The sequence below is a fragment of the Paenibacillus sp. ALE3 genome (assembly GCF_054113405.1).
Map to the genome: position 1 here is coordinate 4,795,904 of NZ_CM134214.1, position 14,751 is coordinate 4,810,654.

Sequence of the window (14,751 nt, forward strand, 5' to 3'; positions counted from 1 at the left end):
GATGTCAATATGTGTTTTAAGTTTGGTGCAAGCATTTCTTTCTTTGCATAAATGAACATGATATTGCAGATGGTATGGAATATGCCGAAGTATACACATCTTACCCGAATCAGGGCGGAAGCGGAGGAACATAGATGAAGCAAATTTTTACCTTGTGGCTATGCATTGCATTGATGGGGATGTCCACAGTTATGGGAGAATCAGCATCAGCTACCCAAGCTGTGGACGGACAGCCGTATCATTTTGGATTTAAAAAAAGTAAGGGAGGCGAGCTGCCTTCCATCGCACAAGAAGGCTTTATGCACCTGATTGAAAGACAAGGCGGCATCTTTTTGGGGGATACGACTAAGAAAGAATTGTTTCTTACTTTCGACAACGGATACGAAAATGGATATACTCCCAAGGTGCTGGATGTATTGAAAGCCAAAAAGGTTCCGGCCGCCTTCTTTGTAACCGGGCATTTTGTAAAAGACCAACCGGATTTGATGCGCCGCATGGCCAGCGAAGGCCATATTATTGGAAACCATTCATGGAGCCATCCTGATATGAGCACCATTTCTTCGGCAGAGATTCGGTCTGAGCTGGATCGGGTACGAACTGCGTCTGCAGAGCTGACTGGGCAAAAGGAAATGAAATATGTCCGGCCACCGCGCGGCATTTTTAATGAAAAAGCATTGGCATCCTGTGGAGAAGCCGGATACACGAGTGTGTTCTGGTCGGTGGCCTACAAGGACTGGGACACGAATATTCAGCGAGGAACAGACTATGCCTATCGCCAAGTTATGCAGCAGCTCCACCCTGGAGCGGTCATTTTGCTCCATTCTGTATCCAAGGATAATGCCGAGGCACTTGGCTCGATCATTGACGAGGCTCGCAAGCAAGGATATGAGTTCAAAAGCCTGGATGACCTTAAAGTTAAGCACTATCATTAAAAATAGCATCTAACTTAATGACTCAATACCGTCATCAGCCCGATCCACATCTGCCCTAGCAGACTGTGTGAATCGGGCTGATTAGTTTACGAATAAGGAAGGTCATGGATATCCGTCATGATTCATCACCATGCTGAACTGGCTGCCTACGCGACTGAATCTATCCCCAATGAGGGGGAAAATCAAGAAGAGCGGATTATCGCCAAAATACGTGAATTGGCTGAAACAGTAACTATTTAGTCCAACGCTAAGGAAGGGAAGTCCCCTATGGGCCTCCCCTTCCATTTACCATCCACAGGATAACAACGCCTATTTCAAGGTTAGCTTATACACTCTAGCTTCATAAGGCCGCAACTTCAAGGCGTGTAAATTTTCTCCTTTTACCGGTTCGTAGTTGGAGAGAAGCAGCTCCGCCTTGGCGGCAGGAAACTCCTCACCGTCGGGCCAGTGGAACACGGGATCACGGTCAAAGAAATTCAAAATGACTAGCAAACACTCTTGTCCCAACATGCGTGAAAATACATATAGCTCTGTATCAAGTGGCAACAACAGCTTGTATTCGCCATAGACTATGACCTCATGTTGTTTGCGCAGAGCAATCAACTTACGATAATAGTGGAAAATTGAGTTCGGGTCATTTCTTTCTGCTTCTGCATTAATGTGCGTGTAGTTATCATTAATTTTCATCCACGGCTCTCCATCGGTAAATCCGGCTGCAGGTCCGGCATTCCACTGCATGGGAGTACGCGCATTATCCCGACTTTTTCGCCAGATCGCGGCCATAATCTGCTCCTCTGGCTCACCGAGCTTCCGTTGCTGCTCATAGTAGTTTAACGTTTCCACATCCCGATAATCATCAATCGACGGGAAGGCAATATTCGTCATCCCAATTTCCTCACCCTGATAAATATAAGGTGTACCCTCAAGCATATGTGTGAAGGTTGCCAGCATTTTGGCGGATTCCACACGATATTGTCCATCATTCGCAAAACGTGAGAGAGCCCGTGGTTGATCGTGATTGTTGAGATAATTGGCATTCCATCCTTCCTGATGAAGCACCGTCTGCCAACTACTCATTATTTTTTTCAGTTCCACCAGCGTCCACGACTTGTACTTCCATTTTTCCGTTCCTAACCCTTGTGCATCAATAAACATGTGCTCAAACTGGAACACCATATTCAGTTCATGCCGCTGATCTCCCACATAATCCAGTGCCTGTTCCGGTCCTAAACCGGACGTTTCGCCAACCGTCATTAAGGGATAACGCTCCAGTACTTTTTCATTTAGCATCCGTAGAAGTACATGAACCTGTTCCAGATTGGAAAAGAGTTGATAGGCACGCACCAAGGTTTGTTTGTCGGGATTATGCGCATCCGGCAGCCCTTCTGCTTTGACAATATGGGCAATGGCGTCAAAGCGGAAGCCATCGACTCCCTTTTTTAACCACCATTCGACCATACGATAGATTTCACCCACCATCTCTTCATTTTCCCAGTTCAGATCCGGCTGATGCTCGGAATACAGATGCATGTAATATTCGTCTGTAAGCTTGTCATATTTCCACACAGAACCGGAGAAATACGATTCCCAGTTGTTCGGATATCCGCCATTTTTGCCTGTTCGCCATATGTAGTAGTCCCGCTTCGGATTATCCTTGGATGAGCGTGACTCCGTGAACCACGGATGCTCATCCGACGTATGGTTTAATACCAAATCCATCATAATTTTGATGCCTCGTTCATGCGCCTGATGAAGGAGTTCATCAAAATCCTCCATCGTTCCAAACTCATCCATAATGGCATAATAATCGCTAATGTCATATCCATTATCGTGATTGGGCGACTTATATATCGGGCAAATCCAGATCACATCAATCCCTAGCTCAGACAGATAATCAAGCCGAGACAAAATGCCGCGCAGGTCCCCTTTTCCGTCTCCGTCAGAATCCTGAAAACTGATCGGGTATATCTGATAAACAACAGCTTCCTTCCACCATATTTTTTTAGGCATGTTTCCCTCCTGTATCTTCTCTGTACATCCAATAGCTTATGCTCTTAACATACACGCAATACCTGTATGCGAATCGTTGGTGCAGAGAAATAAGGGACTTGTAAGCTTGCTCGGGCGCATAAGCAGAGCTGCTATAGCCTACGATATATTTTTAATTTAATTTTTGAAAAACAGGTTGTATAAATGGACTTGGCGTTACCTATATTTATGAACTGCCCATATACTTGAACCAAAAGCGGTGCCATTCTTGAATTTAGGGAGGAATGTATATGAACCTTCGACCCAAGGAGCCAAAGGATCTGATTGTGGAATCAGCTGTAATCCCACCCAACATCCATGTGGATGTGGAGTCAGCCACTGAGGGGGGAACACGCCGTCTGATGCTTAGCGATAACCCGGAGACGCTTACCCATGTAACGGTACCTACCGAGCAAGCCACTTTGTGGCATGATGTGGTTCGCACCACAACCCGGACAGTCAAGCACCGGATTTTCGGCTGGCATTATAACAAAATAGGCAGCCCTGTTAAACTGGGCATCACCATAGAGAATAAAAGCACGGCTCGCCTGCAAGTACGTCATATTGAACGTGCCCTTGAGATTGTACCCGAGGACGGCAACTGGATTATTGATGTTGGGCAGTCTATTGCCAAAAGCTGTTTGGCGGGTACGATGAAACGTCTGAAGCCAGTAGACCGTCACAAATTCGGCAGAGGCACCGCCTTGCTGGAGGAATTTGAGCTACCCGAAGGATCGCTGGCTGGATTCATCTATGACCTCACGGTAGAATATGCCGAAGGCCACGGTACGCTGGACTATGTGATTCGCACCGTAGTCAGCAAAGATACGCAGACGGATCTGCGCGAGATTCACAAGGATGCACTCCCTCCTGTACCCCCGCCGCAGGCGCACCCACGGGGAGTATGGTCCTTTTCTGAAACAAATGCGCGCATGCCGGAGTATGTAGTAGGGCAAAGCGCCAACTACCGAGCATGTGCCACTAAGAAGCTGAACGGCGAAACTCCTGCAGATCTGCTGTTTACAGGGGAACGCAGCGAGCTGGGGCCTGCGCTTGATAATCGCGGACAATTCGGAACGATATATAACGCAACCATTCCTATCGTTAATCACAGTAGTGAGGTACGTACCGTACGAATCTATGCCAATCCACGTGGAGGCGCGTTCGCCGGGTCTGTACGCGTGGATGGTCATGTATATGGTATCCCCTTGCTACAAGATAATACCAAGGTATGCCGACTGACTGACATCCCCGTCCCTCCTGGCCAGTCAAGCTATTCTCTTAGCTTCATGGTTGCAGGTAGCGCGACCACTCCGCTGGGTTTATACGTTATCACGTTATAATCGCAATAACACTAGATGGATACATGAACCGCCTCAATAGTGCAAAGAATATAATTAAGATGTGATTGTTCTAAAATACTAAATAACCCGGTGACCATAGATCATCGGGTTATTTATGTCGATTTTCTTATAGAATACGCTATTTCAGATTATACTACTCTGCTCAGTATAAAGTTGGAAGGCGGTGTAGGCTCCGGCTTACCAAACAAATAACCCTGGGCCAGTGACACACCTGCATCGCAACAAAATTCAAAATCCTCCTTTTGTTCTACACCTTCAGCCAACACCTGACCTCCAAAACGAAAAGCGGATTCCACTATCCCAGTAATTTGCCGTTTCTGATCACTGTTATGATGACAGCCATCAATTATACTGCGGTCAATTTTAACATAATCGGGCTGGAGGCAATTCATAAGCTCTGTCGTAGAATAGCCTGCTCCTACATCATCCAGTGCCACTGAAACTCCCCGTGTACGATACTGTTCAAAGATTTGATGCAAAAAATTCAGGTCGTCTATTTCTTCCGTCTCTACGACCTCAAACACAAAATCCTCCGTATTCATAGATAACCGTTTAATCGTCTCAAAGGTATGATTCAAGCAATAAGCCGGATTATAAATGGTTGAAGGGAGAAAGTTAATAAATCGTTTAATCCCCGCCGGAAGGCAGGTCGCACTTTTTTCAATAGCGGAAATACGAGCCGAGCGATCCAAATGAGCATGCAATCCAGCTTCACGGGCGACTTCAAACAGTCGGAAAGGCTGAAAAGACTTATCTGGCTGTGATGGACGCAGCAAAAACTCAAAGCCGATGATATTCAGCTTGTAGTCAACAATAGGCTGCATATGGCTGGTAAAGTTTTGATTATTAATAATACTCACCAGATCCGGATGTTGCAGTCGAGCTTGCAATTGACCAAATAAAAGCCATTCCTCAAATCCCTCAACATGTTGCAAGCCAGTCACCACAACTTGCATTCGGCTCAAGCACTCCTGCGGCAGACGAGCCAGTCCGTTAACCAGCTGTTCCAACTGTGTACGGCTGTCATAGCGAAACACGATGTTACCCTCACACCAATGTTCTTGTTTCATTTGTTCCGATAGCATGCCCAAGCCCTCTAATGCTGGAGTAAGCGACACCCTAGAATGCCTAATTTTCAGCAATCCTTGATCCTTAATAGGTAATATGATGCTGCAATTGCTGCAAGTCATAATGGTCCTCCTCGGAACAATTTCCCGGTTTTTTCACCATTATATCACAAATAATTAGAACAAAAGCACTATATAATTACGTGTTTTTACAAAAAATAAGCTTATTCTCAACAACAACTTAGGACTTAAGTACATATTCGACAAAAACAAAACCTTTTTTGCACTCATGATAAACGCAGGTACTGTTGTATTTGATATCAAAAAAAGCAGCAAGTCTCTTGTTTAAAGAGACTTACTGCTTCATTCTGATATGGAGTGGAAACTAAAATTCCAAGTTACTTGGACGCCTTTGGTTTCGTTGTTTTAGCTGGTTTTGCAGCTGCAGGTTTAGTCGTTTTAACAGCTGGCTTCGCGGTTGCTTTCGCAGGTGCCGCAGCTTCCTTCACAGACGTCGTTGCTGCACTAGGCTTAGCGCCAGCTTTCAAGCTGTATTTGGCAAACCCGTCTGCCGCGCTGCTCAAGTATGAAATTTGTTGATTTCCGGCCAGCACATCTTTGGCATCAGGAGAGGACTCAAAGGTAACCTTGGCCTGACCAAAAGGAGCAATAGACCAGTTGCCGTCCGCTGACGGGTTAATCGTTCCGTTCGTACGGATATAATCAACAACGACTTGGCGACTTTCATCTGGTGCTGCCATCACAATACGTTTGCCATCTGGGTTGGCCAGTTTGGAGGAGGAAGCACGATAGTTATTGGTCGCAACGATAAATTTCTGTGCAGGATCAATAGCCTTCCCATTGTATTGCAGATCCTTGATGCGATGGGCTGAAGAATCAATAATAGTTCCCTTGGCATCATATCGTGCAGGCTGAGTTACATCAATCTGGTAATTCACACCGTCAATCACATCAAAATTGTAGGTTGGAAAATCCTTGTTGATCAGCGATTGTTCCTCTGTTTTGCTAGGATCAATGCGGTTGAACTGACCCGCAGACCATTCCAGCCACTCCTGAATTTCAGCACCAGTAACTTCTACGGCATGAACCGTGTTCGGGTACACGTACAGATCGGACACGTTTTTAATCGCTATTGTACCTTCAGGAATGTTGGTATAATACTCGGCACCGTTGCGACCACCGGCTTTGAATGGAGCGCCTGCCGATAATACTGGGAGATTTTCGTATTCTGTTCCTTTAAGATGGTTTTGAACATACCATTTCTGTGCATTTGTCACAATTTGAATGGACGGATCATCCTGCACTAATGCAAAATAGCTGGTAATCGGTGCAGTCGTTGTACCGACAGGTTGACGAACATAATCCAGCGTTCCTTGATGCTCTTCTTTAATCGCGTCTTTCAGTTTAGTGTCAGGAGTAAACTGCAAAGCATGGTTTGTGGTGCTCACAATTGGCCGCACTTGAGACTGAGAATTGATTACATTCCACTCACGGTTTTTCTTTTCCAGGCTCAGATCAATAATGCCCAGATCCTTGCCCCACGAAGAAGCTTCTACAGCTGGTACACCATTAATAGTTCCTTTATCCAAATCTACGCCCTTCATATCTTTAAAATCAGGGCCAGGGAAAGATTTATGAGCATGCCCAAACAGAATCGCGTTAATTCCGTCCACCTGGCTCAAATACTTAACGGCATTCTCCATCATTGGCGTTTGCGGCACATCCTCATAGCCTGTATGTGCAAGCACGACAATAATGTCAGCACCTTCTGTTTTCATTTGTGGAACAAACTTTTTGGCTGTTTCCACGATATCCTTTGTAACGACCTTATCCTTCAAATTAGCTTCATCCCACTGCATAATTTGAGGTGTTACTAGACCGATGACACCCACTCTGAGTGTATGCTCTTCGCCCTTCTCATCCGTTACTGTTTTGTCAAGAATCTGATAAGGGGTAAAATAATTTTTAGTAGCTTGACCCTCATTATCAACATAGACGTTCGCATTTACGTAAGGAAAATCAGCACCCTTGAGCGATTTATCCAAAAAGTCGAGGCCAAAGTTAAATTCGTGGTTGCCCACAGTAGCCGCATCATAGCCCATCAAGTTCATCATCTTGTAAACCGGATGGACACCGCCTTCTTTCTCGAAGACTCTGTTTTTAGCCATATAATCGCCTAAAGGATTGCCCTGCAGCAAATCACCGTTATCGAACAGCATGCTGTTTCTTGTTTCACTACGAGCCTGTTGGATCAAGCCTGCTGTACTAACCAAGCCATATTCGTTGGTTTCTTTGTCCGAATAGTAGTCATAATTCATCAGTGCCCCATGAATATCCGTCGTTTCCATGATCCGCAAATTCACCGTAGCGCTATCGCGAGAGTCGCTAGCTGCCCAAGATGGAGCGGCTGAAAACACCAGTAGGCTACAAGCTACAACTGCTGCTGTAAACCCTTTAAACCAATTTTTACGAAATAACAAAATATACCCCTCCTTATTAAGGTGTATGCCTCATATACATACTTTTGCACATATATGTAAGCTTTGAACCCACCATTCCTATTTTAATCCAACGCCAGACAAAAGAGTAGTCATTTGCTTAAAATATTTATGAAAAAATAATTATTTTTCGCATAAAAAAGCCAGTAAATCTCCTGAAAAGGTTGGAAATTTACTGGCTTGTCCGTTTATATTGTTTCTATTTCGTCCACACCTGGCGCTCTGTTTGTTGACCGACGTACTCAATACGAGTCGGATTGACGTCTAAAATGACATAATCGGGATCATCAGGTCCGGAAAACCACTTTTTCAGAGAATCATTCCACACTTGCTTGCGCAACCCCTCATCAGCTGTAACCTGGACGGTAGCCTCCACTTCCAAGACTTCCTTCGTGCCACCCACTTCATAACCCAGCAGCAGATAAGCATTCGGATTCTCCTTTAGCTCTTCCACTTTATGTGTTTTGCGATCCGTCGCCAGATGAATGTTCATTCCAACGTTAAAAAGGGCCATATAGCGTACTTTCGGTTTTCCGCCCTCTACCGTACCTAACGAGCAAAATTTGTTGTTATCCAAAGCCTTCACAATAGCTTGTTCCAGCTGACTGCGATCCAATGTCTCCGTTTTACCCACAGTACAACAACTCCTTTTTACGAATTAGAATTCTATAGGGCTATGCCACTTGGCACCAGCTCTCCTAAACATACAGTGTAGCTGTTCTGAAAATAACATGACCAGAACAGATCTGAATGATTCATGTTCATTTTCAGATCAAAGCTCACAGTAAAAGTGTACCCTGTCGTTCGGCAAATGAACCGTGAGCGCTTCCTTAAGGCTGGACAGACCCGCCTTCAAGGCATATAATCGTCGTAGTAAACCCGAATAAACGAACCCATTAAACCATACAATGCCAGGGGTGCTGGAATCGGCCGGCTGAGATTGTGTCCCAAGACACTGACCCTTACAACCTGATCTGGGTAATGCCAGCGTAGGAATGCTTAAGCAAGATGTGCCTTTTATTAAAACAGGACATCCCTTACTTTGGTATATACAAGCGCAAGCGTCCCGGAATCCCGGGACGCTTTTTTTGTTGAAGATGAAGTTGTTGGAAAGATTGCATTCCGGCAGATGTTATTTTTGTGAAAATGGGGAACATAAGCTGTCTGATTGGACGGACAACGGGTAATTAAAAAGGAGAGAACACAACGATGAAGCGCATGAAAATGTTAAGCCTGGGTCTAATCAGTCTTTGGCTCATGGCTCTGACTCTGACCGCTTGCGGCGGCAATCCCCCTACATCTCAAAAGGAGGCTCCTGCTGCCGACACTTCAACGTCTACCTCGGCAAAGGGGCTCAAAGATGTTAAAGTCGTGCTCGACTGGACACCCAATACGAATCACACAGGACTCTATGTCGCCAAGGACAAAGGATTTTACGAAAAAGCAGGCTTGAATGTCCAAATTGTTCAACCAGGCTCAGGCGGAGCCGACCAAATGGTTGCTTCGAATGCTGCACCTTTTGGTATCAGCTATCAAGAAGGCGTCACTCAGGCTCGCATCCAAGGCGTACCGCTCGTATCCATCGCTGCGGTGATTCAGCATAACACCTCTGGCTTCGCAGCCCCGGTAGACCGCGGAATTAAAAGCCCGAAAGACTTCGAGGGTAAAAGCTACGGCGGCTGGGGTTCACCTGTAGAAGAAGCGGTCATGAAATCCATCATGGATTCAGACCAAGGTGATGTGAGCAAAGTGAAGATCGTCAATATGGGCAATGCAGACTATTTTACAGCCGTGAAGCGGGATATTGACTTTGCCTGGATTTTCTACGCATGGACCGGGATTGAGGCCAAGCTTCGAGGTGAGCCATTGGATATGCTATATGTAAAAGATTATTCCAAAAACCTCGATTACTATACACCTGTAATTGTGAGCAATGAACAGACGATAAAAAATGATCCTGACCTAGTCAAAGCGTTCATGGACGCTACCGCGCAAGGCTATGAATACACTATCGCCCATCCAGAAGAAGCGGCAGATATCTTAAGTAAAGCTGTGCCGGAGCTGGACAAAAAACTGGTACTCGCTAGTCAAAAATGGCTAAGCCCGCGTTATCAGGACGATGCCCCGCAATGGGGCGTACAAAAAGCGGAGGTATGGAAAAACTACTCGGACTGGATGTATGAACGCAAGCTGCTCAGCAAACCTTTGGAAGTCGATAAGGCCTTCACAAACGACTTCTTGCCCAAGCGTTGATCTTGTAAATAGAGCTTGAAGTAGCCTTTGTTCCACTACGCGGACGGATGATGCTTTCCATCGCCACCGCCCCCGGATTTCCGGATTAAAGCATCAGCAGGGTAGAAATCCGGGGACAAAAGCGACCGCTTCGCTTGTACAGCACCATTCCGTCCGCTTCGTTCTCGCTCCACTTGGTTTATTCTTTAGTCTCATAGTATCTAAGCGCAAAAGCAGGTGCGCTTGTGTGTAAAAATGCCATACAACCCTGCTTTAAAAATAAGGTGCTTATAAGGCGGTTGGCAGCGTAGCGATTCATTTGAATCTTGAGAAGCGAAGCGTTCGCCTGAAAGCTTTCTTTAGGAAAGCTAGCTTCGGAAGCATATGCTCAGGGGGATTCTTACCTTTAAAATTTAATTCAAAGAATCCCGCGGCAACAGCGATCGTAAGATCAAATGAACCGTGAAGCGGTCTCCCCGCCTTAAACCAATTTATTTTCCTAATAACTTAAACTAAAAAGGACAGGTGAAATTCGCATGGCTAACACATTGCTCAGTATTCAAGTCATCCCTAAAACTCCTAATAACGAAGACTCTTATCCATATGTAGACAAGGCGATTGAGGTCATCCAGCGTTCCGGCGTCAAGCATCAGGTGAATCCATTGGATACCACAATGGAGGGCGAATTGGACGAATTGCTGAAAGTCGTCAAAGACATGCATGAGGCTTTGACGGAAGCTGGAAGTCCCAGCGTCATTTCACAGATCAAAATCGCACATAACCCACAGGGCATCAGCATGAACAAGCTGACCGAGAAGTATCGCCCATGAATCCGAAAGGCAAGAACGCATCCTGGTGGAAAAGCGTATGGCCGCCCCTTGTGGCGGTCCTCTTCTTTTTAGCGGCTTGGCAGGGAGCGGTTAACTATTTACATATTGAATCCTGGCTCCTGCCAGCTCCATCCCTAATCGTACAAGAGGGCATGGCGCAATCGGCGTTGCTTGGCACCCATACATGGGCTACGGTTCGCCTGACGCTTGCGGGATTTGCTATAGGGACAGCAACGGGACTGCTGATCGCCATCGTTCTTCATACGATTCCTTTTCTCAAATCTGCTCTATACCCGCTCTTGATCCTTAGCCAAAACATTCCGATTATCGCCCTCGGTCCGTTGCTCATGGTATGGTTCGGTTTTGGCGTGCTGCCCAAGCTTATGGTCATTACATTAGTATGCTTTTTTCCCGTGGCTGTAGCGGCCATGGACGGGCTGACACGGACAGACCGTATGATGATGAATTACATGCGAATGTCAGGTGCAAGCCGCAGGGCTATTTTTCTAAAGCTAGAGCTACCACACTCCCTGCCACAAGTCTTCTCTGGCGTTAAAATCGCTGCTACCTATAGTGTGATGGGCGCGATCATTGCCGAATGGATTGGGGCCAGTGAAGGAATTGGATATTATATGATGCTGCAAAAGTCTGCCTATCGTACGGATCTCATTTTTGCCGCTATCGGTATTATTGTTGCACTCAGCTTGCTGATGTTTGTCGTTATTTTACTACTGGAGAAATGGTTGGTTCGCTGGAAACCTGATCAAGAATAACATCCACATATTGCATTAAAGCATCAATGAAAGGACGTGGCATATATGAGTCTGCATCCGACTGACTTGACATCACCACCCGTCGCTGATGAACAGCAACAAGCCGGAGAACTGCAGGTAATGACGCCTGCCCCTCCTGCCTTGGAATTGGACGGGATCAGCCTCACCTTCCGGGAAAAGCGAAGCTCACTGCCTGTACTGCAGGATGTATCCCTTACCGTTAAGTCGGGCGAATTTGTTTCCCTCATCGGTCCGTCAGGCAGTGGCAAAAGCACACTGTTTCACATTATCGGAGGGCTGCTCAAGCCGCAGCAGGGACGTATCCGTATGCATGGACGGGACATGACTGGTGAACGCGGGCATATCAGCTATATGCCGCAGCAGCCTGCCCTTTTCCCGTGGCGCACCACGCTGGACAACATACTGCTCGGGCAGGAAAATGCACCACGAAAGGATGCAGCAGCGGGCTCCCGATACGGCAGCGAACGTGAACGTCGTAAAGAAGCCTTGCAATGGCTCGAACAGGTTGGACTGGGCAAGTTCGCGAAGGCCTATCCGCATACGCTATCTGGTGGCATGCAGCAACGCGCGGCCTTTCTTCGCGCCCTGCTCAGCCCACAGGAATTAATGTTGCTGGATGAGCCGTTCAGCGCACTCGATGCACTGACACGTGCAGACATGCAGCAATGGTTATTGCGGATGTGGGAGAAGAACCGCCGCTCTGTGCTGTTCATTACCCACAGCATTGAAGAAGCGCTGCTGCTCTCCGACCGCATTTATGTGCTGTCGGCGCGACCTGCTTCAGTGATGCATGTCGTAGATGTTCCTTTTCCCCGCCCGCGTAGGGAAGAAATCACCCTTGATCCACGCTTTATGGAATGGAAACGGACCATGACTGGCTGGATGCGCGAGGAAAAGCACAAACTGGACGGTGACATGGACGCCGCTGAAAGCATCCGCAAAAACACCTCTGACGACAGGGTAAACCATTATGAATGATTGGAACATGCACTCTGCATTGAGATCGAACGCGGCAGCAACTGTTCCCTTAATCGACGCGCACATTCATGTAGACAGCTACCCGCCTGAACAACAGGAGCTATTGCTCGCTTCGCTTGCCGACAACCATGTAGAAGCCATCATAGCTGTGTCCATGCATCTCGCCTCCAGTCAAGCCAACTTGCGCCTGGCTGAGCGTTGGCCCAGGCTAGTACGTCCCGCCTTCGGCTTTCATCCAGAACAGGCTCTGCCATCACATACCGAGCTTGACCTGTTATTTGACTGGATGGACGAACATGTACAGCAGATGGTCGCGGTGGGTGAAGTCGGCTTGCCCTATTACAATCGGCTGGAAGCTTCACGCAGTGGAGAGCCCTTTGAGCTCGCTCCTTACATAGCACTGCTGGAGCGTTTTATCCAGTTTGCAAGCAAACATAGCAAACCCATTGTGTTGCACGCTGTTTATGAAGATGCAGACATTGCCTGCGACCTTTTGGAACGTCATGACGTCACACAAGCGCATTTTCACTGGTTTAAGGGCTCTGCCGCCACGACCAAACGTATGGCCCGGAACGGCTATTATGTCTCCTTCACACCGGATCTCCTGTACGAAGAAGAAATCCGCAGTTTGGCAAGACAGTATCCGTCTGATCAGGTCATGGCAGAGACAGACGGTCCATGGCCGTTCGAGGGTCCTTTTACCGGACAGCAGACGCATCCACGGATGACTACCGAGGTCATTCGCGCATATAGCAAGCTGACCCATCAAGATGAAGCTGCTGTCCGTCAATTATTTTATGATAATACAAGACGCTTCTACTCACTGTCTGATTCGTAAAGGCATATCTGCTATTTACTAAAAAAGATTACAACCACAACTTATAGTTAAAGCAAAGAACCTCCTTATGTACGCGAAACTTCAACATGCGTAATTAAGGAGGTTCTTATAGCTTTAAATAACACATATTTCTCAAATGCTACTTGTAAATTGCAGCATTCTTTATCGTTGCTCCATTTTTATTGCTTCAAGAAACCCTTCTGTTCCAAAAATGGCTTCAACTGCAAGCGCGCTGGTTCGGTCAGTCTCGTGGCCATTTGCTCAGACCAAGGTGTAGAGCGTTGACCGCCCGTACGTTCCTTCAAATATTCGGCTGATGTGTGGTCGTATATCTCTACAGCTTTCATCGTTTGGTTTTTGTCATAACCGTTCATATGCAACACACCGGACAGTGGAAGACGTGGACGCAAGCCCGTTTCCTGATCCGGTACACCAATGCACATACCGAACACTGGATATACCAGCTCTGGCAAGCCTAATAACTCGGATACCTCTGCTATTTTAGTACGAATGCCCCCGATGTAAACGATGCCCAAGCCGAGTGATTCAGCGGCCACCGCTGCATTTTGTGCAGCTAACGCAGCATCAATGGTTGCAACCGTATAATTTTCGACGGACCCTTCATAGGAAGGCTGGCCTGGCTGATGATGAATCGTCACCTGCTTCAAACGATACAGGTCTGCGCACCATACTAGAAATGTCGGGCACTGCTCAACGTAAGCCTGCCCTCCTGCCAACTCGGCCAGTTTTGTTTTTAATGATGGCTCGGTAACGGCAATAACGGTATATGCCTGCACATTGCTGGACGAGGATGCCATTTGGCCAGCTGCCACAATAGCTGCGAGCTGCTCGTCGGTAATGGGGTCTGACTTGAATTTTCGCACAGACCGATGGTTCATCAACAAGGAAATCGTATCATTCATGACTGCTTCACTCCTAATCCATAATATAAGCTCTTTATCTGCTTCAAGCTGTGAGTACACGAAAAGGTTCTTGCATGCTTGCATGGCACTCTTACAAATATTATGAAACTTTCGCGAATGATAAGCAACCTGACGCGATGAAGAATGACTGCATGAATTAAATAAATAAAAAAACACAACAAAAAAGCAAGTACACACAAAGCCAAAATTGTGCGTACTTGCTCTAATTACAAAAATGATATCGCT

At 46.6% G+C, this 14,751-nt stretch carries 14 protein-coding genes and 1 riboswitch; of the genes, 8 read left to right on the top strand and 6 right to left on the bottom strand.

The genetic code is table 11. The features are described from left to right. Nucleotides 1–134 precede the first annotated feature (134 nt). Nucleotides 135–932, top strand: a complete 798-nt coding sequence (pdaA, locus tag ACXHJ2_RS21505) for a delta-lactam-biosynthetic de-N-acetylase (protein ID WP_025678685.1) — start codon at nucleotides 135–137, stop codon at nucleotides 930–932. A 117-nt stretch (nucleotides 933–1,049) separates the two neighbouring features. Continuing rightward, nucleotides 1,050–1,172 carry a hypothetical protein gene (locus ACXHJ2_RS21510; protein WP_255305282.1) on the top strand — a complete coding sequence of 41 codons (123 nt, stop codon included), beginning with the start codon at nucleotides 1,050–1,052 and terminating at the stop codon, nucleotides 1,170–1,172. A 69-nt stretch (nucleotides 1,173–1,241) separates the two neighbouring features. Here ACXHJ2_RS21510 and ACXHJ2_RS21515 read toward each other — a convergent pair whose 3' ends face one another. Next, nucleotides 1,242–2,942 (bottom strand): glycoside hydrolase family 13 protein, encoded by a 1,701-nt coding sequence (locus ACXHJ2_RS21515; protein ID WP_165083839.1) that lies wholly within the window; start codon nucleotides 2,940–2,942, stop codon nucleotides 1,242–1,244. Nucleotides 2,943–3,211: 269 nt separating this feature from the next. Here ACXHJ2_RS21515 and ACXHJ2_RS21520 point away from each other — a divergent pair, with 269 nt between their 5' ends. After that, nucleotides 3,212–4,303, top strand: a complete 1,092-nt coding sequence (locus ACXHJ2_RS21520) for a hypothetical protein (RefSeq protein WP_165083837.1) — start codon at nucleotides 3,212–3,214, stop codon at nucleotides 4,301–4,303. A 149-nt stretch (nucleotides 4,304–4,452) separates the two neighbouring features. On the opposite strand, the gene ACXHJ2_RS21525 is transcribed toward ACXHJ2_RS21520, so the two are convergent. The 3 genes from ACXHJ2_RS21525 to ACXHJ2_RS21535 all read right to left on the bottom strand — a co-directional run bounded on the left by ACXHJ2_RS21525 (nucleotide 4,453) and on the right by ACXHJ2_RS21535 (nucleotide 8,544). Further along, nucleotides 4,453–5,514, bottom strand: coding sequence for an EAL domain-containing protein (locus tag ACXHJ2_RS21525; protein ID WP_165083835.1), 1,062 nt, complete (start codon nucleotides 5,512–5,514; stop codon nucleotides 4,453–4,455). A 275-nt stretch (nucleotides 5,515–5,789) separates the two neighbouring features. Continuing rightward, nucleotides 5,790–7,892, bottom strand: a complete 2,103-nt coding sequence (locus ACXHJ2_RS21530; RefSeq protein ID WP_165083833.1) for a bifunctional 2',3'-cyclic-nucleotide 2'-phosphodiesterase/3'-nucleotidase — start codon at nucleotides 7,890–7,892, stop codon at nucleotides 5,790–5,792. Between the two features lie 217 nt (nucleotides 7,893–8,109). Next, entirely contained in the window at nucleotides 8,110–8,544 is a 435-nt protein-coding gene (locus ACXHJ2_RS21535; RefSeq protein ID WP_165083831.1) for a pyridoxamine 5'-phosphate oxidase family protein, read from the bottom strand. 269 nt (nucleotides 8,545–8,813) lie between these two features. Next, a riboswitch (TPP riboswitch) is annotated at nucleotides 8,814–8,923 on the top strand. Nucleotides 8,924–9,119: 196 nt separating this feature from the next. Here ACXHJ2_RS21535 and ACXHJ2_RS21540 point away from each other — a divergent pair. Next, a complete protein-coding gene (locus ACXHJ2_RS21540) occupies nucleotides 9,120–10,163 on the top strand; it encodes an ABC transporter substrate-binding protein (protein WP_165083829.1) in 1,044 nt (347 codons plus the stop codon). Between the two features lie 35 nt (nucleotides 10,164–10,198). Here the strand turns inward: ACXHJ2_RS21540 and ACXHJ2_RS21545 are convergent, their stop codons facing one another. Continuing rightward, nucleotides 10,199–10,336 carry a hypothetical protein gene (locus ACXHJ2_RS21545; RefSeq protein WP_165083776.1) on the bottom strand — a complete coding sequence of 46 codons (138 nt, stop codon included), beginning with the start codon at nucleotides 10,334–10,336 and terminating at the stop codon, nucleotides 10,199–10,201. A gap of 342 nt (nucleotides 10,337–10,678) precedes the next feature. On the opposite strand from ACXHJ2_RS21545, the gene ACXHJ2_RS21550 reads away from it, so the two are divergent. Genes ACXHJ2_RS21550 through ACXHJ2_RS21565 form a run of 4 tightly spaced genes read left to right on the top strand, consistent with a single transcriptional unit; the run spans nucleotide 10,679 to nucleotide 13,582 of the window. Then, nucleotides 10,679–10,972 carry an MTH1187 family thiamine-binding protein gene (locus ACXHJ2_RS21550; RefSeq protein WP_013369080.1) on the top strand — a complete coding sequence of 98 codons (294 nt, stop codon included), beginning with the start codon at nucleotides 10,679–10,681 and terminating at the stop codon, nucleotides 10,970–10,972. Next, nucleotides 10,969–11,745 carry an ABC transporter permease gene (locus tag ACXHJ2_RS21555; RefSeq protein WP_165083827.1) on the top strand — a complete coding sequence of 259 codons (777 nt, stop codon included), beginning with the start codon at nucleotides 10,969–10,971 and terminating at the stop codon, nucleotides 11,743–11,745. Before ACXHJ2_RS21550 ends, ACXHJ2_RS21555 begins: the two co-directional genes overlap by 4 nt. A gap of 45 nt (nucleotides 11,746–11,790) precedes the next feature. Further along, nucleotides 11,791–12,744 (top strand): ABC transporter ATP-binding protein, encoded by a 954-nt coding sequence (locus ACXHJ2_RS21560; protein WP_165083825.1) that lies wholly within the window; start codon nucleotides 11,791–11,793, stop codon nucleotides 12,742–12,744. Next, nucleotides 12,737–13,582, top strand: coding sequence for a TatD family hydrolase (locus tag ACXHJ2_RS21565; RefSeq protein WP_058831375.1), 846 nt, complete (start codon nucleotides 12,737–12,739; stop codon nucleotides 13,580–13,582). Before ACXHJ2_RS21560 ends, ACXHJ2_RS21565 begins: the two co-directional genes overlap by 8 nt. A gap of 179 nt (nucleotides 13,583–13,761) precedes the next feature. Here the strand turns inward: ACXHJ2_RS21565 and nfsA are convergent, their stop codons facing one another. Further along, on the bottom strand, nucleotides 13,762–14,505 hold the full coding sequence (gene nfsA, locus ACXHJ2_RS21570; RefSeq protein ID WP_165083823.1) for an oxygen-insensitive NADPH nitroreductase: 744 nt from the start codon (nucleotides 14,503–14,505) through the stop codon (nucleotides 13,762–13,764). Nucleotides 14,506–14,751: the final 246 nt, after the last annotated feature.